At 61.2% G+C, this 23,752-nt stretch carries 30 protein-coding genes; 18 read left to right on the top strand and 12 right to left on the bottom strand.

Annotation, left to right across the window (positions count from 1 at the left end; all coding sequences use genetic code 11):
- Positions 1–15 precede the first annotated feature (15 nt).
- Entirely contained in the window at positions 16–537 is a 522-nt protein-coding gene (locus tag SIB46_RS04335; RefSeq protein ID WP_413297314.1) for a GNAT family N-acetyltransferase, read from the bottom strand.
- Here SIB46_RS04335 and lysA point away from each other — a divergent pair.
- The 9 genes from lysA to SIB46_RS04290 are packed head-to-tail and all read left to right on the top strand — an operon-like array spanning position 536 to position 9,176.
- On the top strand, positions 536–1,927 hold the full coding sequence (lysA, locus tag SIB46_RS04330; protein ID WP_413297313.1) for a diaminopimelate decarboxylase: 1,392 nt from the start codon (positions 536–538) through the stop codon (positions 1,925–1,927). The two genes, SIB46_RS04335 and lysA, sit on opposite strands and share 2 nt — an antisense overlap.
- 39 nt (positions 1,928–1,966) lie before the next feature.
- Positions 1,967–2,779: a diadenylate cyclase CdaA gene (cdaA, locus tag SIB46_RS04325; RefSeq protein ID WP_413297703.1), complete on the top strand. Its 813-nt coding sequence runs from the start codon at positions 1,967–1,969 to the stop codon at positions 2,777–2,779.
- Positions 2,776–3,555, top strand: coding sequence for an isoprenyl transferase (locus tag SIB46_RS04320; RefSeq protein ID WP_413297312.1), 780 nt, complete (start codon positions 2,776–2,778; stop codon positions 3,553–3,555). The genes cdaA and SIB46_RS04320 overlap by 4 nt, the downstream gene beginning before the upstream one ends.
- Positions 3,555–4,535, top strand: coding sequence for a biotin synthase BioB (gene bioB, locus SIB46_RS04315; RefSeq protein ID WP_413297311.1), 981 nt, complete (start codon positions 3,555–3,557; stop codon positions 4,533–4,535). Before SIB46_RS04320 ends, bioB begins: the two co-directional genes overlap by 1 nt.
- Positions 4,535–5,491, top strand: a complete 957-nt coding sequence (locus SIB46_RS04310; RefSeq protein ID WP_413297310.1) for a rhodanese-related sulfurtransferase — start codon at positions 4,535–4,537, stop codon at positions 5,489–5,491. Before bioB ends, SIB46_RS04310 begins: the two co-directional genes overlap by 1 nt.
- A complete protein-coding gene (locus tag SIB46_RS04305) occupies positions 5,475–6,800 on the top strand; it encodes an O-acetylhomoserine aminocarboxypropyltransferase/cysteine synthase family protein (RefSeq protein WP_413297702.1) in 1,326 nt (441 codons plus the stop codon). Before SIB46_RS04310 ends, SIB46_RS04305 begins: the two co-directional genes overlap by 17 nt.
- Before the next feature lie 19 nt (positions 6,801–6,819).
- The gene (locus tag SIB46_RS04300) at positions 6,820–7,725 is read left to right on the top strand and encodes a homoserine O-succinyltransferase (protein WP_413297309.1); all 906 of its coding nucleotides are present in this window, start codon (positions 6,820–6,822) and stop codon (positions 7,723–7,725) included.
- Between the two features lie 3 nt (positions 7,726–7,728).
- Complete coding sequence (locus SIB46_RS04295) at positions 7,729–8,679, top strand: DUF952 domain-containing protein (RefSeq protein ID WP_413297308.1); 951 nt, start codon at positions 7,729–7,731, stop codon at positions 8,677–8,679.
- Entirely contained in the window at positions 8,676–9,176 is a 501-nt protein-coding gene (locus SIB46_RS04290; protein ID WP_413297307.1) for a hypothetical protein, read from the top strand. The genes SIB46_RS04295 and SIB46_RS04290 overlap by 4 nt, the downstream gene beginning before the upstream one ends.
- Here SIB46_RS04290 and SIB46_RS04285 read toward each other — a convergent pair.
- The 3 genes from SIB46_RS04285 to recR form a co-directional block, all read right to left on the bottom strand.
- Positions 9,164–9,607, bottom strand: coding sequence for a 23S rRNA (pseudouridine(1915)-N(3))-methyltransferase RlmH (locus tag SIB46_RS04285; RefSeq protein ID WP_413297306.1), 444 nt, complete (start codon positions 9,605–9,607; stop codon positions 9,164–9,166). The genes SIB46_RS04290 and SIB46_RS04285 overlap by 13 nt on opposite strands.
- Positions 9,608–9,831: 224 nt before the next feature.
- Positions 9,832–10,740, bottom strand: coding sequence for a lipoyl synthase (gene lipA, locus SIB46_RS04280; protein WP_413297701.1), 909 nt, complete (start codon positions 10,738–10,740; stop codon positions 9,832–9,834).
- 10 nt (positions 10,741–10,750) lie between these two features.
- The gene (gene recR, locus SIB46_RS04275) at positions 10,751–11,329 is read right to left on the bottom strand and encodes a recombination mediator RecR (RefSeq protein WP_413297700.1); all 579 of its coding nucleotides are present in this window, start codon (positions 11,327–11,329) and stop codon (positions 10,751–10,753) included.
- Between the two features lie 96 nt (positions 11,330–11,425).
- Between recR and psbP the strand changes: the two genes are divergently transcribed.
- Both psbP and SIB46_RS04265 read left to right on the top strand, forming a co-directional pair.
- On the top strand, positions 11,426–11,983 hold the full coding sequence (gene psbP, locus SIB46_RS04270) for a photosystem II reaction center PsbP (protein WP_413297305.1): 558 nt from the start codon (positions 11,426–11,428) through the stop codon (positions 11,981–11,983).
- Positions 11,983–13,104, top strand: a complete 1,122-nt coding sequence (locus SIB46_RS04265; protein WP_413297304.1) for an NAD(P)/FAD-dependent oxidoreductase — start codon at positions 11,983–11,985, stop codon at positions 13,102–13,104. Before psbP ends, SIB46_RS04265 begins: the two co-directional genes overlap by 1 nt.
- Here the strand turns inward: SIB46_RS04265 and SIB46_RS04260 are convergent.
- Entirely contained in the window at positions 13,076–14,827 is a 1,752-nt protein-coding gene (locus SIB46_RS04260) for a TolC family protein (protein WP_413297303.1), read from the bottom strand. The two genes, SIB46_RS04265 and SIB46_RS04260, sit on opposite strands and share 29 nt — an antisense overlap.
- Before the next feature lie 98 nt (positions 14,828–14,925).
- Here SIB46_RS04260 and SIB46_RS04255 point away from each other — a divergent pair, with 98 nt between their 5' ends.
- Both SIB46_RS04255 and SIB46_RS04250 read left to right on the top strand, forming a co-directional pair.
- Entirely contained in the window at positions 14,926–16,269 is a 1,344-nt protein-coding gene (locus SIB46_RS04255; RefSeq protein WP_413297302.1) for an NHLP bacteriocin system secretion protein, read from the top strand.
- A gap of 4 nt (positions 16,270–16,273) precedes the next feature.
- Positions 16,274–16,477, top strand: coding sequence for a hypothetical protein (locus tag SIB46_RS04250; protein WP_413297301.1), 204 nt, complete (start codon positions 16,274–16,276; stop codon positions 16,475–16,477).
- Positions 16,478–16,489: 12 nt separating this feature from the next.
- On the opposite strand, the gene SIB46_RS04245 is transcribed toward SIB46_RS04250, so the two are convergent.
- The 4 genes from SIB46_RS04245 to SIB46_RS04230 are packed head-to-tail and all read right to left on the bottom strand — an operon-like array spanning position 16,490 to position 18,993.
- The gene (locus SIB46_RS04245) at positions 16,490–17,548 is read right to left on the bottom strand and encodes an FUSC family protein (RefSeq protein WP_413297300.1); all 1,059 of its coding nucleotides are present in this window, start codon (positions 17,546–17,548) and stop codon (positions 16,490–16,492) included.
- Positions 17,542–18,501: an FUSC family protein gene (locus SIB46_RS04240; protein ID WP_413297299.1), complete on the bottom strand. Its 960-nt coding sequence runs from the start codon at positions 18,499–18,501 to the stop codon at positions 17,542–17,544. The genes SIB46_RS04245 and SIB46_RS04240 overlap by 7 nt, the downstream gene beginning before the upstream one ends.
- Positions 18,502–18,544: 43 nt before the next feature.
- On the bottom strand, positions 18,545–18,769 hold the full coding sequence (locus SIB46_RS04235) for a hypothetical protein (RefSeq protein WP_413297298.1): 225 nt from the start codon (positions 18,767–18,769) through the stop codon (positions 18,545–18,547).
- Positions 18,770–18,810: 41 nt separating this feature from the next.
- Positions 18,811–18,993, bottom strand: coding sequence for a hypothetical protein (locus tag SIB46_RS04230; protein ID WP_413297297.1), 183 nt, complete (start codon positions 18,991–18,993; stop codon positions 18,811–18,813).
- Between the two features lie 102 nt (positions 18,994–19,095).
- On the opposite strand from SIB46_RS04230, the gene SIB46_RS04225 reads away from it, so the two are divergent.
- Complete coding sequence (locus SIB46_RS04225) at positions 19,096–19,620, top strand: HdeD family acid-resistance protein (RefSeq protein WP_413297296.1); 525 nt, start codon at positions 19,096–19,098, stop codon at positions 19,618–19,620.
- Here the strand turns inward: SIB46_RS04225 and SIB46_RS04220 are convergent, their stop codons facing one another.
- Both SIB46_RS04220 and SIB46_RS04215 read right to left on the bottom strand, forming a co-directional pair.
- On the bottom strand, positions 19,621–20,043 hold the full coding sequence (locus tag SIB46_RS04220) for a hypothetical protein (RefSeq protein WP_413297295.1): 423 nt from the start codon (positions 20,041–20,043) through the stop codon (positions 19,621–19,623). It abuts the gene before it with no gap.
- Between the two features lie 57 nt (positions 20,044–20,100).
- Positions 20,101–20,403, bottom strand: a complete 303-nt coding sequence (locus SIB46_RS04215) for a hypothetical protein (protein WP_413297294.1) — start codon at positions 20,401–20,403, stop codon at positions 20,101–20,103.
- Between the two features lie 168 nt (positions 20,404–20,571).
- Between SIB46_RS04215 and SIB46_RS04210 the strand changes: the two genes are divergently transcribed.
- Positions 20,572–21,327: a BMC domain-containing protein gene (locus SIB46_RS04210; RefSeq protein WP_413297293.1), complete on the top strand. Its 756-nt coding sequence runs from the start codon at positions 20,572–20,574 to the stop codon at positions 21,325–21,327.
- Here the strand turns inward: SIB46_RS04210 and rdgB are convergent.
- On the bottom strand, positions 21,324–21,938 hold the full coding sequence (gene rdgB, locus SIB46_RS04205; RefSeq protein ID WP_413297292.1) for an RdgB/HAM1 family non-canonical purine NTP pyrophosphatase: 615 nt from the start codon (positions 21,936–21,938) through the stop codon (positions 21,324–21,326). The genes SIB46_RS04210 and rdgB overlap by 4 nt on opposite strands.
- Positions 21,939–21,994: 56 nt before the next feature.
- Here rdgB and SIB46_RS04200 point away from each other — a divergent pair, with 56 nt between their 5' ends.
- The 3 genes from SIB46_RS04200 to SIB46_RS04190 all read left to right on the top strand — a co-directional run bounded on the left by SIB46_RS04200 (position 21,995) and on the right by SIB46_RS04190 (position 23,729).
- Positions 21,995–22,990 carry a sodium-dependent bicarbonate transport family permease gene (locus tag SIB46_RS04200; RefSeq protein WP_413297291.1) on the top strand — a complete coding sequence of 332 codons (996 nt, stop codon included), beginning with the start codon at positions 21,995–21,997 and terminating at the stop codon, positions 22,988–22,990.
- Complete coding sequence (locus SIB46_RS04195) at positions 22,990–23,274, top strand: P-II family nitrogen regulator (RefSeq protein ID WP_413297290.1); 285 nt, start codon at positions 22,990–22,992, stop codon at positions 23,272–23,274. Before SIB46_RS04200 ends, SIB46_RS04195 begins: the two co-directional genes overlap by 1 nt.
- 140 nt (positions 23,275–23,414) lie before the next feature.
- On the top strand, positions 23,415–23,729 hold the full coding sequence (locus SIB46_RS04190) for a BMC domain-containing protein (protein ID WP_011935235.1): 315 nt from the start codon (positions 23,415–23,417) through the stop codon (positions 23,727–23,729).
- Positions 23,730–23,752 lie beyond the last annotated feature (23 nt).

The following is a 23,752-nucleotide window of genomic DNA, read 5'->3' as shown; positions in this document are numbered from 1 at the left end:
TGTCTTCTGTTGGCATTACTCAGGACGGTTATCCGTACGGTCTTGAATTTGCTTCAAATCAAGCCATTTCAGCAGGGCATCCTCACCGTTGCGGTAGTAACCGCTGCGTTGTCCGCAACTGATGAAGCCCAGGGCCCCATAGAGGTGGATGGCGGCTCGATTGCTGGCGGCCACCTCGAGCGAGGCCTTGCTGCAGCCCAGCTCTTGAGCCCGTAGCAGTAGGGCCTGCAGCACTTGGCGCCCGAACCCCCGGCGCTGCTGCTCTGGTTGAACCGCCACCAACATCACCTGCAGTTCGCCCGCCACCAGCCAGCCGCTGGCCAGGCTGAGCAGCTGAGATCGCCCGTGATCCCAGCGCCCAACGGTCAGTCGCTGCGGGTGCTCAAGCTCCTTGAGCCATTGCCCTTCGCTCCAAAAGCCGCCTAGGGCTTGTTGGTCAAGGGCCAGGCACGCCGCCAGGTCACAGGCAGCCAGTGGTTGTGGATCCTGCGGACTGAAAGGATGGGAGCACGTTGAAGCTTGCGTTGTTCCCGTCATGGTCAGCACCTCCCCGGTTGCGACGAGTCCGCTGCCTTGGGCAGCTGGGGGAGTTGATCTCAGCAGCCCCAACCGCAATCTTGCTCCGCTCAGCACCGACATCGACGCCGAAGGTCGCCTGCGCGTTGGCGAGTGCGTGTTGAGCGAGCTGGCCCAGCGCTTTGGCACACCGCTCTATGTAATTGATGAGCGCAGCTTGCGCCAGGCCTGCAGCGCCTACCGCGAGGCATTGGAACGTCATTACCCAGGGCCTTCGTTGGCTGTCTACGCCTCCAAGGCGAACAGCAGCTTGGCGATCACCGCCGTGGTGGCATCGGAAGGGTTGGGGCTTGATGCGGTCTCAGCCGGTGAGTTGTTGACGGCACTCGAGGGGGGCATGCCGCCTGAGCGGATCGTGCTGCATGGCAACAACAAATCCAGCGAGGAATTGGCCCTGGCCGTGCAAAACGGTGTGACGGTGGTGGTTGATAACTGGCACGACATCACCCTGCTGCAGGAGTTGGCCCAGGGCCGAACCGAACCGGTGGCGCTGATGTTGCGCTTCACCCCTGGCATTGAGTGCCACACGCACGAATACATCCGCACTGGCCATCTCGATAGCAAGTTTGGCTTTGATCCCGATCAGCTGGAGCAGGTGCTGACCCATTTGGCTGGCTGCCGTTGGGCCCGGGTTCAGGGTCTGCATGCCCATATCGGTTCTCAAATTTTTGAAGTGGAGCCCCACCGCGACCTGGCGGCTGTGCTGGCCGATGCCTTGGTGCTGGCTCGCCGCCTGGGCCATGACCCCAGTGATCTGAATGTGGGTGGTGGTTTGGGTATCCGTTATGTGGCCTCCGACGATCCACCGAGCATCGATGGCTGGGTTCAGGTGGTCGCCGAAGCGATGGTGGCGGCCTGCCGGGAGCGCAATCTTGAGCTGCCCCGGCTGCTGTGTGAGCCGGGTCGATCTCTGGTGGCTCCTGCTGGGGTGACCCTTTACACCGTTGGCAGCCGCAAGCAGATTCCAGATCTCAATACTTATGTGGCTGTCGATGGCGGCATGAGCGATAACCCCCGCCCGATCACCTACCAATCGGAGTACACCGCTTGTTTGGCCGATCGCCCGGGGGCGGAAGCCACAGAAACCGTGACCTTGGTGGGCAAACACTGCGAATCTGGCGATGTCTTGCTCAAGCAGTTGCCTCTGCCGGCCACTGAGCCTGGTGATGTGCTGGTGGTGCTCGCCACAGGCGCCTACAACGCCTCGATGGCCTCCAACTACAACCGCATCCCCAAGCCGGCGGCCGTGTTGGTGGCTGATGGCTGCGCCGAGCTGGTGCAACGGCGGGAGAGGCCAGACGAACTGTTGCGCTACGACGTCCTGCCGGAGCGGTTGCGATCGGTAGGGTGATCGCAACGGAGGAGGGATTCAGCGGTGCTGTGGTTGCGCATGCTGCTGGATCTGTTCTGTGCCGGGGCGCTTGGTTATCTCCTGCTTGGCCGGGTTAGTGAACCTCGCACGCTCTGGCTGCTGCGCGGCTATCTGCTGTTGGTGGCCCTGGGCTGGTTGCTGCAGAGCTACGGCAACCTGCCGCTGACGGCCAAGTTGATTGAAGCCTTGGTGCTGGTCTGCGGGCTTGCCCTGGCGATCCTGTTGCAAGGTGAGCTCCGGCGGCTGCTAGAGCTGCTCGGCACAGGCCGTCTGGCGGTCTTGATGGGCAGCCGTCCCACTGATCTGCAGGAATCCGGCACCGTTGATCTGTTGGTGGACACCACCGCCCAGCTCTCCAAGCGCCGCTGCGGAGGCCTGATCGTTCTTGACCTCGGCAGTGATCTGCGACCGGAGGATTTCCTCAATCCAGGTGTCACGATCGATGCCACCCTTTCGGTGGATCTGCTGCTCAATCTGTTTTCAGCCGATTCGCCGCTGCACGATGGAGCGGTGCTGATTCAGGCCAACCGCGTGGCCTCCGCTGGTGTGATCTTGCCGTTGTCGCGGCAGAGCAGCTTCACGCGCCACGGCACCAGGCATTTGGCCGCCCTTGGCCTCACTGAGCGCCATGACCGCTGCCTCTGTGTGGTGGTCAGTGAGGAGTCGGGAACCATCTCGATGGCAAGCCAGGGACGCTTTGAGCGGCCCATCACCCGGGAGCGTTTGCGCGAGTTGCTCAGTGAGGCGGTGAGCCGGCGTCAGGCGCGTACGCTGCCTAAATCCTCTTTGAGTGGAGATCATTCTGACTCCACTAAGCGAGTGCGTTCATGAGCCGGCTTCCGGTGGCGGCCGCTAGGCCTGCCCCCACCACTGCCTTGCCTGCTGTCTTGCAGGCAGACCAGCTGCCCGTCCATGTGGCCGTGATCATGGATGGCAATGGCCGCTGGGCGCGTCAGCGGGGCTTGCCCAGGGTGATGGGCCATCGCCAGGGGGTCGAAGCCCTCAAGCGCACCTTGCGTCTGTGCAGTGACTGGGGCATTGGGGCGTTGACGGCCTATGCCTTCTCAACGGAGAACTGGTCCCGTCCTGGCGAGGAGGTCAGCTTTTTAATGACCCTGTTTGAGCAGGTGTTGGCCCGTGAGCTCGAGGCCCTGCAGAAAGAGCAGGTGCGCATCCGTTTTCTCGGTGATCTTGCTCCCTTGCCAGCGAAGCTTCAGGCCCTGATCACCGAAGCCACTGAGCGCTCAGCAGTCAACAGCGGCATTCATTTCAATGTCTGTACCAACTACGGCAGCCGCCAAGAGCTGGTGCAGGCGGCCCGTGCCTTGGCAGCTCAGGTGCAGCGCGGGGAGTTGGACCCTGAGGCCATCGATGAGAACGCTTTGGCGGCCCAGTTGCACACCGCGGGCCAACCCGATCCTGATCTCTTGATTCGCACCAGTGGGGAGCAGCGGCTCAGTAATTTCCTGCTCTGGCAGCTGGCCTATGCCGAACTGCATGTCACCGATGTGTTGTGGCCTGATTTTGATGCGACGGCCCTGACCCAGGCCCTGGTGGATTTCCAGGGGCGCCAGCGCCGTTTTGGTGGCGTGCAAGAGGAGATCTGATGTCTGCCCGTATTCGCCACGACTGGGATCTCGCTGAAATCGAAGCCTTGCTGGAGCTGCCGTTGGTGGATCTGCTCTGGCGCGCCCAGCAGGTGCATCGCGACGCGCACCCCGATGGCTACCACGTGCAGTTGGCTTCCTTGCTGAGCGTTAAAACCGGTGGCTGCGAAGAGGACTGCGCCTATTGCCCGCAATCGATGCATCACAGCAGTGATGTGACAGGCCAGCCCGAGCTGCAATTGCAAGTCGATGGGGTGCTGCAGCAAGCCCGCTCAGCCCGTGATGCGGGGGCCCACCGCTTCTGCATGGGTTGGGCCTGGCGTGAGATCCGCGAGGGCGCACCGTTTGAAGCGATGCTCGCCATGGTGCGGGGGGTGCGCGAGCTGGGCATGGAAGCCTGCGTCACCGCCGGCATGCTCACCGATTCGCAAGCTGAGCGCCTCGCCCAAGCCGGATTGACCTCCTACAACCACAACCTCGACACCAGCCCCGAGCATTACGACCAAATCATCAGCACCCGCACCTATCAAGAGCGCCTCGACACTCTGCAACGGGCCCGTGATGCCGGCTTGAGCTTGTGCTGCGGTGGCATCATCGGCATGGGTGAATCACGCCGTGATCGCGCCTCCCTTCTGCAGGTGTTGGCTGGGTTGAATCCCCATCCTGAAAGTGTTCCCATCAATGGCTTGGTGGCTGTTGAGGGAACACCGCTGGAGGATCAAGAGCCCTGGGAACCGCTGGAGTTGGTGCGCATGGTGGCAGTGGCCAGGATCCTGATGCCCGAGGCCCGGGTGCGCCTCAGTGCAGGCCGGGAAAGGTTGAGCCAGGAGGCTCAGATCCTGTGCTTGCTGGCCGGTGCTGATTCGATCTTCTATGGCGACAGCCTGCTCACCACAACCAATCCAGCGGTTCAGGCTGATCAGGCGCTGCTGGCGGCAGCCGGGGTGAGCAGCAGTTTGGAGGGCGTGGCAGCGGCCTGATGGCCCAGAACGGCCCGTTGCTGGTATCGGCGTTCTATCGCTTTGCGCCGCTGCAGAACCTGCAAGAGCTGCGCGCCGAGCTGCAACAGCTTGGCGGGGATCAGGGTGTGCTGGGCACGGTGTTGCTCGCCGCTGAAGGGGTCAATGGCACCGTTTGCGGCAAGGCTGAAGCGGTCAGCGCATTGCTCGATCGCCTGCGTTTAGAGGCCGGCTTTGAAGCCCTGCAAGAAAAGCGCAGCTGGTGTGATCAGCCCTGCTTTTTGCGCTTCAAGGTGCGCTTGAAAGCCGAGATCGTCACCATGGGTCGCCATGGAGTGGATCCCACCGAGCAAGTGGGGACCTATGTGCCTCCAGAGCAGTGGAATGAGCTGATTGCTGATCCCACCACCTTGGTGATCGATACGCGCAACAGCTACGAGGTGGGGGTTGGCAGCTTTGCCGGGGCGGTGGACCCCCAGACCGAGAGCTTCCGCGAGTTTCCCTCTTGGGCTGCTGAGGAACTGCGCCCCTTGATGCAAGCGCGCGGCGCCAACAAGTTGGCCCTGTTTTGCACCGGTGGGATTCGCTGCGAGAAGGCCACAGCCCATCTGCTGCAGCAGGGGTTTGATCAGGTGCATCACCTGGAAGGCGGCATCCTGCGTTATCTCGAGATGGTGCCGCCAGAGCAAAGCCGCTGGCAGGGGGAGTGTTTTGTGTTTGACCGGCGTGTGGCCCTCAACCATCAGTTGGAGCCGGGTGAGCACAAGCTCTGCCACGCCTGCGGTTTGCCGTTAACGCCGCAGCAGTGTGAACTGCCCAGCTATGTCAAAGGGGTGAGCTGTTTGCACTGCATCGAGCGCTTCAGTGATGCCGACCGCGAACGCTTCGCCCAGCGGCAGCAGCAGCTCGAGAGGGGGGATATCTGGAGGCTAGAAAGGGGCGATGAGTGCCCAAGCATTGATGAGCCAACGGTTTGAAACGCTTCAGCTGCATGCTGGCCAGCAGGCGGATCCCACCACCAATGCCCGTGCGGTTCCGATTTATCAAACCTCCTCCTATGTCTTCAATGACGCGGAGCACGGCGCCAATCTTTTTGGGCTGAAGGAATTCGGGAACATCTACACCCGCCTGATGAACCCCACCACCGATGTCTTTGAAAAGCGGGTGGCGGCGCTGGAGGGCGGTGTGGCTGCTGTGGCCACCGCCTCGGGCCAGTCGGCGCAATTTTTGGCCATCACCAACTTCATGCAGGCTGGTGACAACTTGGTCTCCACCTCCTTTCTCTACGGCGGCACCTACAACCAGTTCAAGGTTCAGTTCCCCCGGCTGGGCATCAACGTCAAATTCGCCGAAGGCGATGACCCTGAAAGCTTCAAGGCCCAAATCGATGAGAACACCAAGGCCATCTATGTCGAGGCGATGGGCAACCCCCGCTTCAACATCCCCGATTTCAAAGCCTTGGCTGCCTTGGCCCATGACCATGGCATCCCTCTGATCGTTGACAACACCCTTGGCGCTGCTGGCGCCTTGATTCGCCCCATCGAGCATGGCGCTAATGTGGTGGTGGAAAGCGCCACCAAGTGGATTGGTGGCCATGGCACCAGCCTGGGCGGGGTGATTGTTGATGCCGGCACCTTCGATTGGGGCTCAGGCAAATTCCCCTTGATGAGTGAGCCCAGCGCTGCGTATCACGGCCTTGTGCACTGGGATGCCTTTGGTTTTGGCAGTGATATCTGCGGCATGCTCGGCCTGCCGGCTGATCGCAACATCGCTTTTGCTCTGCGGGCTCGGATTGAGGGCTTGCGCGATTGGGGCCCGGCCCAAAGCCCTTTCAACTCCTTCATGCTGTTGCAGGGTCTTGAGACCCTCAGCCTTCGGGTGGAGCGCCATGCCTCCAATGCCATGGCCTTGGCCACTTGGCTGCAATCCCAGCCGCAAGTGGAGAGTGTGAGCTACCCCGGCTTGGCTGGTGATCCTTATCACGAACGTGCCAAGCAGTACTGCACCTCACGGGGCATGGGCTGCATGTTGATGTTCACCCTCAAAGGTGGGTACGACGATGCGGTGTCGTTCATCAATGGTCTTGAGTTGGCCAGCCATTTGGCCAATGTGGGTGATGCCAAAACCCTGGTGATTCATCCGGCATCCACCACCCACCAGCAGCTCAGCGAAGAGGAGCAGCGCTCAGCTGGTGTTACGCCAACCATGGTGCGCGTCTCCGTCGGCATTGAGCACATTGATGACATCACCGCCGACTTCAGCCAGGCACTGGCTGGCCTGAGCTGAGAGCAGGGAGCACAGAACCGTGGCGCTCATATTGCCGAGGAACTATCACAAAGTCGCGGCAATTGAGCGCAACGGGATCTCATGGATCGAGCCTGAATTGGCGGAGCGGCAAGACATCAGGCCGCTGCGCATTGGCATCATCAACATCATGCCTTTGGGCATGCAATATGAGTTCAATTTGTTGCATCCCCTCGGCCTTTCGCCGCTGCAAATTGAACCCGTGTGGATTCGCCTTCAATCCCACGACTACAAGACCTGGGATCACAACCATCTCGATCAGCAATATCGCTCTTGGGAGCAAGCCAATGCATCAGCGCCCCTCGATGGCTTAATCATTACCGGCGCTCCTGTGGAGCATCTGGCCTACGAGCAGGTCACCTATTGGCAGGAAATGGTCGAGTTGATTGGTATTGCCCGCACCCAGTGCGCCAGCACGCTGGGCCTGTGCTGGGCTGGATTTGCCTTGGCCTACCTGGCTGGGGTCGACAAGACGGCTTTTAAGCAGAAGTTGTTTGGGGTGTTCCCCATGCGCAGCCTCAAGCCGGGGCACGCCCTGATGGGAACGCAAGACGACAGCTTTGTTTGCCCGCAAAGCCGCCATGCTGGTTTGGATGATGCTGCTATGGAAGAGGCCCAGCGGCAAGGGCGCTTGCGCTTACTCGCCCACGGTGAGCAGGTGGGCTACAGCATTTTTGAAACCCCTGATCAACGTCAGCTGATGCATCTGGGGCATCCGGAATACAGCTCAGGTCGCTTGCTGGCGGAGATGGAGCGGGACCGGGCTCGCGGTGATGTGCCGCCGCCACAAAACTTTGATGCCGAACTGCCGCAAACGCTGTGGCGTTCCCACCGCAACCTGTTTTTCCAGCAGTGGCTGTGGTTCTGCTACCAGCGCATCAGCCTGGCCTCCCCTTCTGGGGCTTAAGGCTTGACTGGCTTGATTCTCTACAGCTTTCGCCGTTGTCCCTATGCCATTCGGGCCCGTTTGGCTCTGCAGCAAGCCGGCATCACCCTCGAACTGCGGGAAGTGGATCTGCGCTGCAAGCCTCCTGAGCTGATCGCCGCCTCAGCCAAGGCCACGGTTCCGGTGCTGGTGCGGCCTGATGGGCCACCGATTGATGAAAGCCTGGAGTTGATGCGTTGGGCCTTGGCCCAGAACGACCCCACTCACCTGTTGGAGTTGGCGGCAAGCCGCGAAAGCGAGCTGCTGTTGCAGCAAAACGACGGCCCTTTCAAGCACCATCTCGATCGCTACCGCTACCCCCATCGCTACAGCGGCTGTGATGGTGCGGGGCATCGTCAGCAGGCACTGGCCCTCCTGCGCGAGTGGAATGAACGCATCCAGCAGCAGGGTTGGTTGCTGGGTTCAGCCCCCTCGTTGGTGGATCTGGCTCTGCTTCCGTTTGTGCGTCAATTCCGCCACAGCGATCCAGCTGCTTTTGATGCTGAGCCAGGCCTGCAGCCCCTGCAGCGCTGGTTGGAGCAATTCCTCAGCTCGCCTGAGCTGGCCGCGGTTTTAGAACCGCCATGGGCAGCGCGGCAGCGCTGGCGTTCACCGCAGTGGCTCTATCACCTGGCCTTGCCCCGTGAGTGGCAAGACGCCCGCCAGCAGGGCAGTTATCAGCGCTCCACCCGCGGCCGTTCTTTGCAAGAGGAGGGGTTCATCCATCTCAGCGGGGCCCATCAGCTTGAGGCCACCCATGGGCGCTTCTACGCCGATCTGGATCACGTGGTGCTGCTCACGGTTGATCCCCACACATTGCCGAGCGATCAGTTGAAATGGGAAGCCATCCCAACCGGCGAACAGTTCCCCCATCTCTATGGCCCTCTGCCCTTGGATGCGGTGTTGTCGGCTGATCGCTACCGGGCCGAGCCATGAGCTTTGATTTGGCGCTGATTGAACAGCAGGCCGCTGCGCGGGACTTGCTGTTGCGCTTGCAGTTGGGTGGTGCCGGCCCCCTGCAAACTCTCCGGGTTGTGGTGGCGCGCCGCAGCTCCGAGCAGAGCCTGGCGCTGTTGGGCGAACTCAAAGGCTGGGCGACGCCCCAGCGCCAAGGGCTGCGGCTCGACACCTTGCGCGTGCAAGGACGCGACACCCAGGATGTGGGGCTGTTGATTTGGGCGGCCACCTTTGCCTGGGCCCTCGAAGCAACCCCATGCCGCACGGCTTGGCTGCTGGCGATTCGTGATGACCCCCGCCAGCACCGGCGTTTGGTGCGCTATTTCGAGCGGCTTGGCTTTCAGCCCCAACGGGAGCTCGCTGCTGCTCCGTGGGATCTGCCGCGCCGCTTGATCTGGGGTGGCTCGGGGCTATTGATGCGCGGGGATTGCACCGAAGGTCTGCGCCGCTGCGAGCGGCGGCTTCAGCTGCGGTGATAGGGACCGCCCTGCAGGATCGTGCTGGCCCGGTAGAGCTGCTCCACCAGCATCAGCCTCGCCAATTCATGGGGGAAGGTCAGCGCCGAGAGGGAGAGCATGGCATCGGCTTGTTGTTTCAGCGTGGGGTCGTGGCCATCGGCGCCACCAATCACCAGGGCCAGGCGTTCGGATGCCCAGTCCCCGAGGAGTTCGGCCAACCCCACCGAGTTGCGCTGCTGGCCTTCTTCGCTCAGCAACACCAAGCGTTCGGCTGGTTTTCTAGCCGCGCGGATGGCCTCGGCTTCCTTGGCTGGTGTGCTGTCTTTGAGTTCCACGATCTCTAGCCCTGGCAGCCGTTTGCGGTAGAAGCCCACCCCATCGGCAATCCAGCCCCGTTTGAGCTTGCCGATGGCCAGGATGCGAATCCGCGTTGGCTGCAACAGGGCCATGGCAGGAAAAAAGGCATGAATGCCTAAAGCTCAACAACGGTTATCACGGCTACGTTTTGAGTCCGGCCTGCGCTGCAAGCTCACGGCCCCTCGCTCTTCGCGCTGATCACCATGCTGGTGTGGTTCACATCTTTGCTTCGCCGCTGGACTCGCTCCATCAATGAGGAGCTCGGCCCCAATGGCGCCACGCACGATGTGATCTTCGATGGCATCCAGCCGAAGGCTTAGCCAGCGGCGTGATAGCTGCTGCGCACCAGCGGACCACTGCGCACATCTGCAAAACCGAGCTCGCGCGCAATCTGGGCGAGTTCATCAAACTCATCCGGGTGCCAGTACCGCTGCACAGGGATATGGGCCAGCGATGGCCGCAGGTACTGCCCCAAGGTGAGCCGCTGGCAATCCACGGCCCTCAGGGCTTCCATCGCCGCCACCACTTCTTCAAAGCTTTCGCCAAGCCCGAGCATCAGCCCTGATTTGGTGGGGGTGGTTGGGGATAGCTCGCGCGAGGCAGCCAGTAAGCCCAGGGAGTGAGCCCAGCTGGCGCCGCGGCGCACTTCACCCTGCAGCCGTTCCACGGTTTCCAGGTTGTGGTTGAAGCAGGCTGGCTTGGCGTCCAGAACGGTTTGCAGTCGCTGGCGTTGGGCGTTGATGGCTGCTTGTTCGTTGCGGTGGCCTCCCCAAAAATCCGGGGTCAGCACCTCAATTCCCACCAGCGGATTGCGGGCCCAAATCGCTGCCATCGCTTGGGTGAACAAGCTGGCGCCGTGATCGCTTTGATCGTCCCTGGCGACAGCAGTGAGCACCACATAACGCAACTTGAGCGTCTCGACGGCCTCGGCCACACGCTCAGCCTCCAGTGGGTCCAGCGGGAGCGGGGCTTGCCCTTTGTCGACTTGGCAGAAGGCGCAGCTGCGGGTGCAAATCGGGCCCCCCAGTAGGAAGGTGGCTGTGCCGGCGGCATAGCACTCGCCGCGGTTGGGGCAGCGCCCTTCTTCGCAAATGGTGTGCAGCCGCTGCTGTTTCACCACCCCTTGCACAGCCTCTAAATCGCTGGCGTTGCCGATGGGGCGCCGCAGCCATTCCGGCAGCCGCTCAGCGGGGGGGATGGAGCTGTAGCGGGAGGTGGGCTTCATATCCGGTAGTTCACTCCACAGTCCGGCGCCCTTCGAGGGCCCGGGCCAGGGTGACGTCATCGGCATATTCCAGCTCACTGCCCACCGGTAGGCCGTAGGCGATGCGGGTCACCCGGCAGAAGGGTTTGAGCAGCCGTGCCAGATACAGGCTGGTGGTGTCTCCTTCCACGCTGGGGGTCAACGCCAGGATCACTTCCTCAATCTGCTCAGGATCCAGCCTTTGCAACAACGGTTGGATGCCCAAGGCTTCAGGCCCAATGCCATCCATCGGCGAAATCAATCCGCCCAGCACGTGGTAGCTACCGGAAAACTCACGGGTGCGCTCCAGCGCCAGCAGGTCGCGGGAATCGGCCACCACACAGATCAGTCCAATGTTGCGCTCGGGGTTGCGGCAGATGTCGCAAATTGGATCGGCCGAGAGGTGGCCGCAGCGTTGGCACTGGCCCACTTGCTGGCGCGCCGCCAACAGGGCATCGGCAAAGGCGCGGCTCTGCTCCTCGGGTTGGCGCAATAAATGGAGCGCCAGCCGCTGGGCTGTGCGCGGGCCGATGCCGGGCAAGCGCTCGAACTGCTCGATCAGCCGGGCCAGTGGTCGGGTGAAGACAGTCAGCGGCCTGAAATGGCTTGGCTGAAATCTAGGCAGGTCATCACGCCACAATGGGGCCCACTTGGGCCAAGTTCTGCCATGGCACGTTCACGCATAAGTCGCCTGCTGGGCTTGCTGCTGCCACTGCTGTTGGCTGTGTTGCTGGTGAGTTGCGCAGGTTCGGCGGCGGGTCTGCAGCGCTTCAGCAGCGCCGATGGCCGTTATGCCTTCCTCTATCCGACCGGTTGGAGCCGGGTGGCCATCAGCGATGGCCCCGAGGTGGTGTTCCACGATCTGATCAACAGTGACGAAACCCTCAGCCTGGTGATTGCTCCTGTTGATGCTGATAAGCGTTTGGAGGATCTCGGCAGCGTTGTGGCGGTGGGTGAAAAGCTGGGTCGCACCGTGATTGCACCACCTGGCAGCGGCCGTGAAGCTGAGCTGATCGAAGCCAGTGAGCGGGAAGATTTGGGCCGCACCTTCTACGACTTGGAGTTCAAGGTCCATCTCGCGGAACGGGACCGTCATGAACTGGCCACAGTGGTGGCTGATCACGGTCAGCTCTACACCCTGGCTGCCAGCACCAATGAAGCCCGCTGGCCCAAGGTGCAGGAGATGTTCCATCAAATGATTGCTTCGTTCACGCTCAATTACTGATGGCATCCCCGCCCCGGATGCTGTTGCTCGGGGCGGGCCTTAGTGGTGGGTTGCTGGCGCTTGCGTTGTCCGAGCTTGGTGTTGAGGTGGAACTGGCTGGCGGTTCGCTGGTCGATTCAGCGACGGGCTGGAGCTATGGGGGTGTGCCCTGGTGGGCAGGTGCTGCCAATCCCTTGGGGGAGCTGTTGGCTACCGCACCATGCCGCTGGGATCAGCTGCAGCAGCGCCATGGGGAGCTGGGGCTACGGCGGGCGCACTTGTGGCTGCATTGGCCTGAGCAAGCTCCCGCGCAAGCGGTTGCCAAGGTTCAGCAAGGCTTGGCCGGGTTGCCGCAACAGCCAGAGCTCACAGCACTCCCAGCTCAAGAGGCGATTGAGCAGGAACCGCTCCTGGCTGGAGCTGATTTAGGCGGAGTGATGCAATTGCCCTATTGGCGGATTGACCCGCTGGGCTTGCAGCAGGGGCTTGAGCGCGCATGGACAGTGGCAGGAGTGCAGCGCCGCGCTCCATTGCCGGCTGCTGAGTTGCAGCAACGGCTCGAGAGTGGTCAAACGGTGGTGTTGTGCAGTGGTGCAGCGATGCTGGCTTTGCTGCAGGCCATGGGTTTGCAGGCGCCGCCGGTGTTGGCCTTCAGCTGGGCTGGGGTTGGCCGCTGTGATGGAGCGCAGTTAAGTGCTGAGCGGATCGTCATGCCGCTGTTGGGGCAACGCGGCGGGCGTGAAACCGCTGCCTCGGGTGCGGCTGTGATCTGTGATCCAGGTCTGGCGCCGGCGCCAGGGGGTGGTCTCTTGGTTGGGCAAACCTCCTGGTTTGATCGCCCCATTGATGACCCACCGCCCGTTGATCAGGATTTCGAGCAGCTCAGCAGGGTTCGATCACAGCTCGTGCCCTCGCTAAGTGAGGGCTCCAATGGCCCCTTTCGCTTGCAGCAACAGCCGGTTGCCTACAGCCGCGATCAACAACCTTTGCTGGGACCGCTACCTGGCTGCCCCAATCTCTCGTTGTTCACCGGTTTTGGTGGTCCGTTTGCGTTGGTGCCAGCGCTCACTCCCCTGATGGCCCAGGCCTTGGCAACCGAGGATTGGAGTCAGATCAGGGGTTTGGGTTTGCTGTGTAGGTGAGCTGGGGCGTGAAGGGCGCGTTGGGGTCCAGGGGCACGGGCAGCAGTTCCCGCAGCAACTGGGCGTAAGTGATGTTCACATCCACCGCAGCATTAAGGCGTTGCACCAGGCTGCTGATTAAGCGCTCTTGGGTGATCGAGAGATCCAGCTCACTGGAGAGGCCGGTTTGATAGCGCAGCCGCACATCGCGAAACGCCTCGATGGCGGAGGCAACCCCTCGCCGCGCTGACGCCAATTTCGCCAAGCTGGCTTCATGGTTGAAGAAGGCGCTCTCCAGCCGCAAGCGAATGGCGTTGCGCATGGCGGCATAGTCCTGGGCGCTTGCGGCCGCTAGCCGATCGAGTGCCCGGGCTTGGCCGCTGGTGGTGCCAGCATCAAACAGCAGCCACTGCAGGCTGAGCCCTAGGGCCCAGTCGTAGCCGCTGTTGTTGGACACGGAGTTGATCGCGGTACCGCAGCAGCCTCCGTTTTTGGGAATCACGTTGTGCATCTGCTCATTGATGCCGTATGTGCCGGCATTGCCGAACAGCGACAGCTTGGGGAGCAGCTGAGCAGCTACTGCATCACTGCGCTTGGCTAGTGCCTGGCGCGCGGCCAGGATGGCTTCCAGCTCGGGGTTGCCGCGATAGGCCGCCAGCAGGCTGGCCTCCAGATCAAGCGGCCAATCCGGCATCGGCACGATCGGATCGCTGGCGCTGGGAGTGATCTCTGGGTTGAGGTTGAGCACCACAGCCAAGCGCCGCCGGGCGATGGCGCGATCGGCCATGGCTTGGATCAGCACCTCCTGGTCGCTGGCTTCAATGGCACGGCGACGCATCACATCCAAGCGCGGCACCAAGCCGGCAATCTGCATGTCCAAGGTGTCCTGCAAGATCACCAGGTCGTTTTGAACGGCGGCGTCTTGAATCCGCACGTTCTGATCGGCGCGCTGCAGTCCGTAATAGGCCTCGCTGACATCGAGTTGCAGACGCCGCAGTTGATTGCCGTAGCGATTGCGCTGTTGCTCGAGGCTGGCGCGCGCCGCCTGCACCAGGGGGGTGCGTGCAAAGTCGATCAAGGCGTAGTCGATCTCTAGGCCCGCTTCACCGAGGTTGTCGGTGCCGTTGTAGTAAGCCCCCCCGCCTGCTGGTGTGTAGAAGGGGCCATCGGTGGGTTGATTCTTGGAATCGAGCAGCCCGTTTTTCGACATCACGGGAATGCCATTGAGGCTGTCATTGCCCGTGGGCACGTTCATGTTGTTGCTGTTCTGCCCCGTGCTCCCCTCGGCGTAGGCACTGATGCGCGGCCAGTAAGTGCCCATGGCGGCCTGCAGTTCAGCCAGGGCTGCCGCAACGCGCTCCCGCTGCGCTTGCAGTGCTGGGTTGTTGTTGAAGGCAATGGCGAGAGCTTGATCCAAGCTCAGCGATTGGATGGTTCCGGCTTGGAGCTGTTTGGTATCTGGGAGCGCCAGGGGGGTGGGCGCTGCCGTTGCACCTGGAGCTAAGGCCCCAGTGGGAGCTGCATTGGGCTTCAAGAGCGATTGCGGCAGCGGTGGCGCCGGTTCAAAGCGATTGGGAATCGGCTCGGGTTCTGGAGGAATCAGGGCATCGAGAGCCCGCAATTCACGATCGAGTCGCTTCCAGCTGCGCTCGAGCTTGTCAACTTCTGCTGTGGAATCCAGTTGGGCCATGGCCGGCAGCGCTGCAGGGGCCACCAGCGCCAGCATCAAGGCTGCCCACCGCATCAAGCCAAGAGGGCGCGCGATCAACAACCTGGACAAAGAATTCGGCGGCAGTCTGGCTTGATCTGGTTGTCCTTGCCCGGATCTGCGCGTTGAACGCCATGGCGAAGCGTTTCTTCTTTCAACTGCTCGATCGCTGTGAGGCCAAAGCTGAACAGCTCAAAACCCGCTGGGCCGGCCTGAGTGACCACGGCCAGGTTGGCGTTTGCCTCACTGGCGTTACCGGAGTGTTGGCGCTTTGGGCCCTGTTTTGGCCGGTGCCAACGGAGGTCAAAGGCCAAGGTGTGCTGATCTTTCCCAGTAAGGCGGGATTGCTGAATGCCCGGGCGCAAGGTCAAGTTTTGGCGGTGAATGTGGAGGTGGGCGATCGGGTCAAGCAGGGCCAGGAGCTGATGTCGCTCTACCTGCCGGTTTTGGAACGTGAATTGGCGCAGCAGCGGGGCAACTTGTTGCAGCTCGAAGCCATCAATCGTGAGCTCAATGAGCGTGATGTTCGTCGCTTGGAGACCGAAAAGGCTGCGGTGGATGTGGCGCTCGCCAAATTCGATGACGATCTCGATCGCTACAGCCGCCTGCAAGCGACCTATGGCAACAAGCTCAACAACCTCGAGTGGCTGAGTTCACGTCAGGTGGTGGCCCCGCTGTCGCGGGAGGTTGTGGCTGCTGAGCAAGGTCTCACCAACACCAGCGTCAGCCTTGATGACGTCACGATTCAACGCAAGCGGGTGTTGACGGGCTATCAGCAGGTGAAGCTCGACATTGAAACCGAAGCACTCGAGCGGCAATTCGCCATTGGTGATCTCAAGCGCAAGATCAGCGTCACCGAAGCCCAGATCGCCTACGACGGCAAGGTGATGGCTGGACGTGATGGCGTCATGATTGATCTTCAAGTGATCCCAGGTCAGACGGTCAAAGTCAGCGACCGCTTGGGAACCATCTTGGGATCGTCTGAGGCCGGGGGAAGTAAGGCTCCCCAGCTCAATGCTGTGGCCTATTTCAAGCCGGCTGATGCGCGCCGGCTACCGCTGGGGTTGCCGGTGGAGGTGGTGCCTGATTGGCAGCAGCGCGGACGCTTTGGCGGGATTGTTGGCAAGGTCACGAGTGTTCTCACCTTGCCCTCGACCGAAGATGATGTGTCGACCACAACGGGGAACCCGCAACTGGCCAAGGAGCTCACCAAAGATGGGCCGGTGATGCGCGCTGAAATTGAATTGGTTCGTAGCAAAGGCAGCATGGATGGCTACCGGTGGACGCTGTCATTGGGTAGTGGTGTGTTCCCAATCCGCGAGGGCCTAACCGCCACCACCCATGCCTATGTGGAGTGGCGCTCCCCCTTGAGTTATGTGATTCCTGGCCTGCGCTCGCTGACCGGTGGATTCCGCACCTTGCGCATTGATCGCCTCTGGAACCGCCCCTTCTTGGTTCAACCCGACACGATTGAGTGACCCAGTGACTCGACTTCCTCGTATTCGCAACCCATTGCTGCGGCGTGAACTGCCCTGGTTGGTAGCCGAGGTGGTGCTGTTGCTGATTTTGTTCAATGCCAATGCCCCCGAGCTCTGGTTTTGGCTCGTGGTGCTGTTGGTGATCTTGTCTTACCGCTATGAGCGCTGGTGGTCATCGCGGCCTCAAAACGACGACTCACGTGGTTGAGCTTGTGGTGGCTTAGCTGCTCTGCCAATGCTCCCATTGCCGTTCTGTTTCCTCCATGGTGCGAAGGATTTGGCGGCAGCGGTTCATGCGATTGGCCATCCGCTCCAGCTGTTGAAAGCTGAGGTTGCTGGTGTCGGTCTGCTGCAGCTTTCGGTAACAGCGATTCCAGCGCTCGGGCGCTTGGAACGGCTCGGCTGGTGCTGGCGGCAGCCTGTTGCTTTGGGTCTCCACCGTCAGCAAGAGGCGCTGCCAGAGGGCAAGCCGCTCGCTAACAGCATTCAGCAAGGCTGATTCGGCTTGGTGAATCGCCCGCAGGTTCTCAAGATCCGGTCTCACCGATGGGTATCGCAGCAGTCCGTTTGTGGCGATGATCAGCCGCGAGGAACAGCTGATCAGATCATTGATCAGTAGGTAGCGGGGATGCCGCATCGGGTTCTCGCCGAGTTCTTGGGCCACATTCGGCAGCTCCTTACGCAGGCTGATCAGTTGGTTGCGCAGTTGTTGGTGCATCACCTGACCGCTGCGCCGATTGCTCGCTCCCCCTTCGATTTGGCGCACGTTTTCCTGCAGGCCCGCCTGGATGCCAACCAGCAAGTTGGCGTAGTGCTTAAACACCTCAACGCCACTGCGCATCGGCCAAAACAGCTGCAGCGCTAAGACCGTGAGGATCACCCCAAAGGCTGTCCAGAACAGCCGGATGGTGATCCAAATGGGGATGTCTCCGCCGTGGATCAGCCAGCCCATCACGACAATCAGCCCGCCGACCTTGTAGCCCACCTTGAGCTTCAGTAAGCCACCCAGCAGCCTTAGGGACCCCAGGGTGATGGCAATGGCCAAAGCCAAGGGAATGTCTTTGAGCCCCCAAAAGGAGACGTAGAGCAGCGCTCCACCGAGGATCGTGCCCAGGATCCGTTGGCGGCCGAGCTCGAGCGATGCGCCGTAGGTGCCGCCAGCTGTTGCAAAGACCGCAAGCGGTACGTAATACCCAAAAGGGATGCCGCTGAGATAGCTAAAGCCATTGCCTAGCCCCGCCGTGAATGCCATGCGTAGATCGCGGCGGGTGATCAGCACGGCACGCTCTTGGCCAGGGCCCGTAGGGAGCCATGTAGGGGTTGCTGCTCCTGGGCCAAGGCGAGTATCGCGAATAGTGGCAGCTGCTCACGCTGCGTGGTGGTGTGCCATTGCTTCAGGCTGGCTGGTGCTTTGGAGCCGATCACGCCACTGCGGAGCTCATTGGCCATGGCCTCCACGCTGCTTTCAACTAGTTCGGCTCGCCGCAGCACAGCCTCTGGCAGCTCGGCCATCATCTGCTCCCAGGCCAGCCAGTGGAAGTGGCCCTGCTGCCACAGCAGCAGGCGTCGATTCCAGCCCCGTCGTTTGAGCTGGCTGCGGCGAGAGCTGCGTTGTTCTTGGCGCACTAGCGCCTCGATGCGCTGCAGCCTGATGGAGAGTGGAGCTGGTGGCAGTGGCACCGGACGCGGCCCTTTGTGGTTCAGCCAGTCGCGGTAGCGCTGCAACTGATCGCCCATGGCTCGTCGCAACTCGGCGTCGGCTTGATTGAGCTGCTCATAGACACCACGGGGCCAAAACAACAGGCCAACCAGCAGGGCAATGATGCAGCCAACAATGGTGTCAAGGCCGCGGTTGAAGACGTAGTTCCAATCCAGTGCGGTGTAGTCGGGAATCATCAAAAACATCACGCTCAGCAGACCAGCAGTGTTCAATCCACCGGACCAACCCAGCACCCGCAGCACCGGGATCATCACCAGCAGCGATACCAACACCCCGACCCAGCCTTGAACGATGGTGTGAACGATGAAAGTGATCAGCCCGCCCATGGCGGTGCCAAGAATCCGATTGCTGGCGGCTTTGGCTGTTTGGTCATCGTTGTCATCCACCACCACCACCACAGCGACGAGTGGATACCAAACAAATTCAATACGCTCGGTCCACAGAGCGACCCCAGCGGTGATGAAGGCTGCCGTGAACAGCTTCAGGCTGTTGCGCACCAGCTCGCTGTTCACGCTTGGATGGCTTTTCCTGCAGTGCCGTCAGTGTGGGGGCAATTCAGGCGGTCTTCAACGCCTCTGGCAACAAGCCGGCATCATCCAACTCCGGCAGCAACCAACCCGGAATGCCATCGCGCTGCCAATCCCAAAGACCATGCCGTTTGCTGATGAAGATGGTCTCACCAGCGCTGTAGGCCTGCAGCACAGCCCCGCGCTCCATCGCTTCTAGAGCGTCTTCGCGGCGGATCCGCTGCAGGCGGCTCAGGGCATTGGTGTCTGGCAACGATTGGGGAGGTGTTGGAGAACACAGTCTGCAACGCCGAGCTAGTGATCGCCACGCATGCTCTGGCCGCGCAGTTCGACGCCTTCATCCTCTTGATGGTCCAATGCCTCTCTGCCTGGCAGAGCTGGCTCCACCTCTTGCCGTCGTGGCTGCTTTTTGAGCCGTTGCTTCAGGCTTTCATCCACGACTCCCTTGGACTCTGGTGACGGCGTTGCCTCAGCCATGGCAGCCACGGGCACTGTGAAAGAAGGTTGGATGTCCTAGATCGAAAAAAGGTTAAGAACGGCCGCTCTGTCTAGCTTCCAGGTAGTGCCGAGGTCTGATTGATGGCTGTTCCTGCGAGTCGCAATCTGCGTATCACCACAGGGGTTCTCCTGTTGCTTGGGGGTCTGGCAGCCATTGTGTTCCCGTTCATCTCCGCTTTGGCGGTCACAATTGGCTTTGGTGCTGTGGCCTTGGCCGCCGGTGTGAGCCAGTTGTTGCGCGTTGGCGCTGCAGCCGACGGGCGGGGTAAAGCGTTTCGCCTGCTTTCAGCACTGCTCTATCTCGGTGGCGGCCTGTTTGTGCTGCTGTTTCCGCTCGATAGCACCTTCAGCTTGACCTTATTTATTGGTGCTCTGTTGGTGATTGAAGGCGTGATGGAGCTCGCATCCGCTGCCTCCCACAACGATGCCGCCCGCAACCTGGTGCTGGTGGATGGGGTGATCACCTGCCTGTTGGGCGGGCTTGTCTTGGCGGAATGGCCCAGTGACACGCTCTGGGCCATGGGCACGTTGTTTGGCGTGGCTTTGATGATCAGTGCCTTCCGCATGTTCAGCACTAGTGATGGTGATGCTGCTGCAGCGGGCTAATCAGAGGCGGCGGCGGAAGGCATCGCCGTAGCCGCCGCGCTCACTACTGTCATCGCTGCGGCTGAGTTTCCAGACGTTGCGGCTGATGCGCTTGGCCTGAACGCCGCCCCGTTCAACCATGGCGGCACCGGGTCGGGCACCAAGCAAGGCGCCAACTTCGCTGGTGCTCAAAGGCGCTCCAGTGCGAATGGCTAAGTCGATGAGTTCCAGGCGTTGGCGCAGGCTCTGCAGATCAGCCTGTCCCTCTTGGGATTCCTGCCAAATGGTGGTGAAGCTGTTGTCTTCTCCGTTCAGGCGCTGCATCAGGCCCAAACCCATGAAGGCCAAGGCCTGCTCAGGCTTGATCCCATCTTCCATGGCCTTGGAGATCCACTCGTGGGCTTGGGGGTCCACCGTGGTCTGCTGCCCGTTGCTTTTGGCCATGGCTGAGGAGTCCGTTGGCCGGAAGGTACCGACTGCGGACCGCAGCGCAAGGGCTACTCAGCTGCGACGTAACCAGTCCGGGGCGCCGCTGAACCAATCGCCAAGATCGTCATCGGCATTGTTAGGGGCCTTGGTATCGCCATCCACATCACCCAAGTCGAGCGCGGTGAGCAGTTGATCCACCCCTGTGGCTGCCGGGCCGCGCTGAAGCCTGCGTGCTGTGCGCAACCAGCTGGCCACAGTGGCATCACGGTCGGCGAATTTCTGCACATAGATGCGATCGCCGAGGCTGACCTCGTCTTGATGGGCAATGCGCCGCAGGATTTCCTGAAGCTTGAGGCGGGTGTTGGAGGTGAGCACGGTCGCAACGTCCTCTGATTACTCCTGGTGATAGGTGTGATCAGCGCTCGTGCTGTATCGAGTCGAACGAAAAAAATATGTAGCCCTGGCCGTTAAAGTCCCCACCGACTTGGGACTCATTGCCACCTGGCGGATTTAGCTGCCGATCGATCCGCCCGGAATCTGCGCTTGGCCCAGCGCAAAGGTGGATCCTCTGTGGCGATTACCGGTACGCGGGTGGACCCCGAGGCCAATGGCCCCAGCTGCGTCACGGTGACCACCGACAGCGAAGGGCATCGGATCTCCAGACAAGGCAGTGATGTGGGCGCCATTGAGCTGCGCACCCATGTCTTTATTGATTCCCTGCAGCCCCAGTTGGCGGCCTATATGGGCACCGTCTCCCAGGGCTTTTTGCCAATCCCAGGTGATGCCTGTCTCTGGTTGGAAGTGTCGCCGGGCATGGCGGTTCACCGGGTCACCGACATTGCCCTCAAGGCCAGCACAGTCCGGCTCGGCCAGATGGTGGTGGAGCGGGCCTTTGGTTCGCTGGCCCTTTATCACCGTGACCAAAGCACGGTGTTGCATTCCGGCCAGGTGGTGCTGGAAGCCATTGGCAGCCGCATTGAGCAGCGCAGCCCGTGCACCGTCACCTGGACAGAGATCATCCGGGCCATCACGCCCGACCATGCCGTGCTGATTAACCGTCAGAACCGCCGCGGTTCGATGATTCAGGCCGGCATGAGCATGTTCATCCTCGAAACCGAACCCGCTGGCTATGTGCTCATCGCCGCCAATGAAGCCGAAAAGGCTTCCAACATCACCGTTGTTGATGTCAAAGCAGTGGGTGCCTTCGGGCGTCTGACCTTGGCGGGCCGCGAGGGTGATGTGGAGGAAGCCGCGGCTGCCGCAATGCGGGCGGTGGCCAGCATCAACAGCTCCACTTAAACCCCAAACAATTGCCGCATCTGCTGGGCGATCTGCCGCATCGCTTTGCCGCGGCTGCCCAGTTTGCTGCGTTGGTGTTGATTCATCTCGGCGTAGGTGCAAGCGGCCTCACGCACCCAGAAAATGCTGTCGTAGCCAGCATTTTGCCCTGGGCTCTGCAGCAGAATTTCGCCGCGGCATATGCCCTCGGCTTCCAGCTTGATCTCCCCATCGGGATTGGCCACGGCCACGGCGCTATGGAAGCTGGCACTGCGATAGGGCCCATCGCCGAGTTCCCGTAGCAGCCTTCCGATGCGCTCGTCATTGCTGCTGCCGTAGCGAGCTGAATAGAGCCCCGGCGCGCCGCCGAGGGCATCAACTGCAATGCCGGAGTCATCGGCCAAGGTCCAGTGGCCGGTGAGGCGAGCCACTTCAGCGGCTTTCAGCCGTGCATTTTCGAGATAGGTGTTGCCCGTCTCTTCAATGTCGATGCCCTCGGGCTGCTGCTGCACCCTCAGTTGCACCGGCGCCAACATCGCCTGCAATTCCGCCACCTTGCTGGGGTTGCTGCTGGCGATGATCAACAGCTCAGGTGTCGATGCGGGCACAGCTGCAGCGGAGCGGCTGCCCATTGTGGACCGTGGCCAGCCGATGGAGTGCTGATTAGACCGGGTTATTGAGAGGTGCCATGGACACAGCCCTGGTTCTGCAGAACCTGCTCTCTCCAGCGATTCTGTTTTTTTTTCTGGGGGTTTTCGCGGTCCTGCTCGGCTCCGATTTGGAGATTCCAGCGCCGCTGCCCAAGCTGTTTTCTCTCTACCTACTGCTGTCTATTGGCTTTAAAGGAGGCGTCGAACTCCAAGACAGTGGACTTGGCTCCGATGTGCTGTTGACCATTGGGGCTGCCTTGTTGATGGCGGTGCTGGTGCCATTGGCCGCTTTCGGCGTGCTTCGCACCAAGTTCGATGTGTTTAACGCAGCAGCATTGGCTGGGGCCTACGGCTCGATCAGTGCGGTCACCTTTATCACCGCCGAAAGCTTTCTGCGGGTGCTGCAGATTCCATCCGATGGCTACATGGTGGCGGCCTTAGCGCTGATGGAATCGCCGGCCATCATCGTGGCGCTGCTGTTGGTGAAGTTGGCGGCGCAAGATCGTGGGGCTGCCGCAGAAACCGGATGGGGTTCGGTGCTGCACGAGGCCTTTCTCAATAGCTCGGTGTTTTTGCTGGTTGGCAGCCTGCTGATTGGTTTGTTGGTGGCGCAATACAGCCCCAGCGGGATCGCCAAGATGGAGCCCTTCACCGGCCAGCTGTTTTACGGAGCGCTCTGCTTTTTTCTGCTGGATATGGGCATCGTGGCGGCCCAACGGCTGGCGGATCTCCAGCAGGCCGGAGCCTTCCTGATTGGTTTTTCGTTGCTGACGCCCCTGGTCAATGCCTCCGTGGGCTTGGTTTTGGCCAGTGTTCTGCATCTCAGTCAGGGCAATGCCCTGCTGTTCATGGTCTTGTGCGCCAGCGCCTCTTACATCGCTGTGCCTGCGGCGATGCGGATGACGGTGCCGCAGGCCAATCCAAGCCTCTACATCTCCAGTGCTTTGGGTCTGACCTTCCCCTTCAACATCATCGTTGGCATCCCCCTGTATCTCTCAGTCATTGAGCGCGTCCTCCCTGGGGCATCGCTGTGATGAAACGGCTTGATGTACTGGTCAATGAACGGGAGCTTGGACTGTTGCTCAAGCGCTTGGATCGGGTCGGCGTGCCTGGCTATTCGGTCAATCGCCACGTCACCGGCCGCGGCGGCAGCGGCACTGTTGTCTCAGAAGCGATGGAGTTCAGCGGCCTTGGGGCCAATGCCCACGTGATCGTTTTTTGTGATTCCTCTCTGCTCGAGTCTTTGGCGGCTGAGTTGAAGCCACTTTTGAAGACCTATGGCGGCGTCGCTTATGTCAGCGAAGCAAAGCCGTTGTAACGGTTCAGACAGAATTGATGAGTGCTGCTTATCAGACCCCCTTTAGACGCTGATTGGTTAGGGGTCTCAAACGTCTTGACGGATGACTGGGCCGCAGAGCAGTGTTAGCCGCGAACTTCCGCCTCTTTCTGGAGCTGGCAATGGCAACTGAAACCATGGGCATTGCCCTCGGCATGATCGAAACCCGCGGCCTGGTCCCCGCGATTGAAGCGGCTGACGCCATGACCAAGGCCGCCGAAGTGCGCCTGATCGGTCGTGAATTCGTCGGCGGCGGCTACGTCACCGTTCTGGTGCGCGGCGAAACCGGTGCTGTGAACGCAGCTGTTCGCGCTGGTGCTGATGCTTGCGAGCGCGTCGGCGACGGCCTCGTGGCAGCCCACATCATTGCCCGCCCCCACCGCGAAGTTGAGCCTGCTCTCGGCGGCAGCAGCAACTTCCTCGGCTCCAAGGACTGAGATCCAGCCGATCCGCTTCGCGG

This window comes from Synechococcus sp. MIT S9452, assembly GCF_047304245.1.
Lineage (GTDB): Bacteria > Cyanobacteriota > Cyanobacteriia > PCC-6307 > Cyanobiaceae > RCC307.
This window is presented reverse-complemented; position numbering and strand designations above follow the sequence as displayed.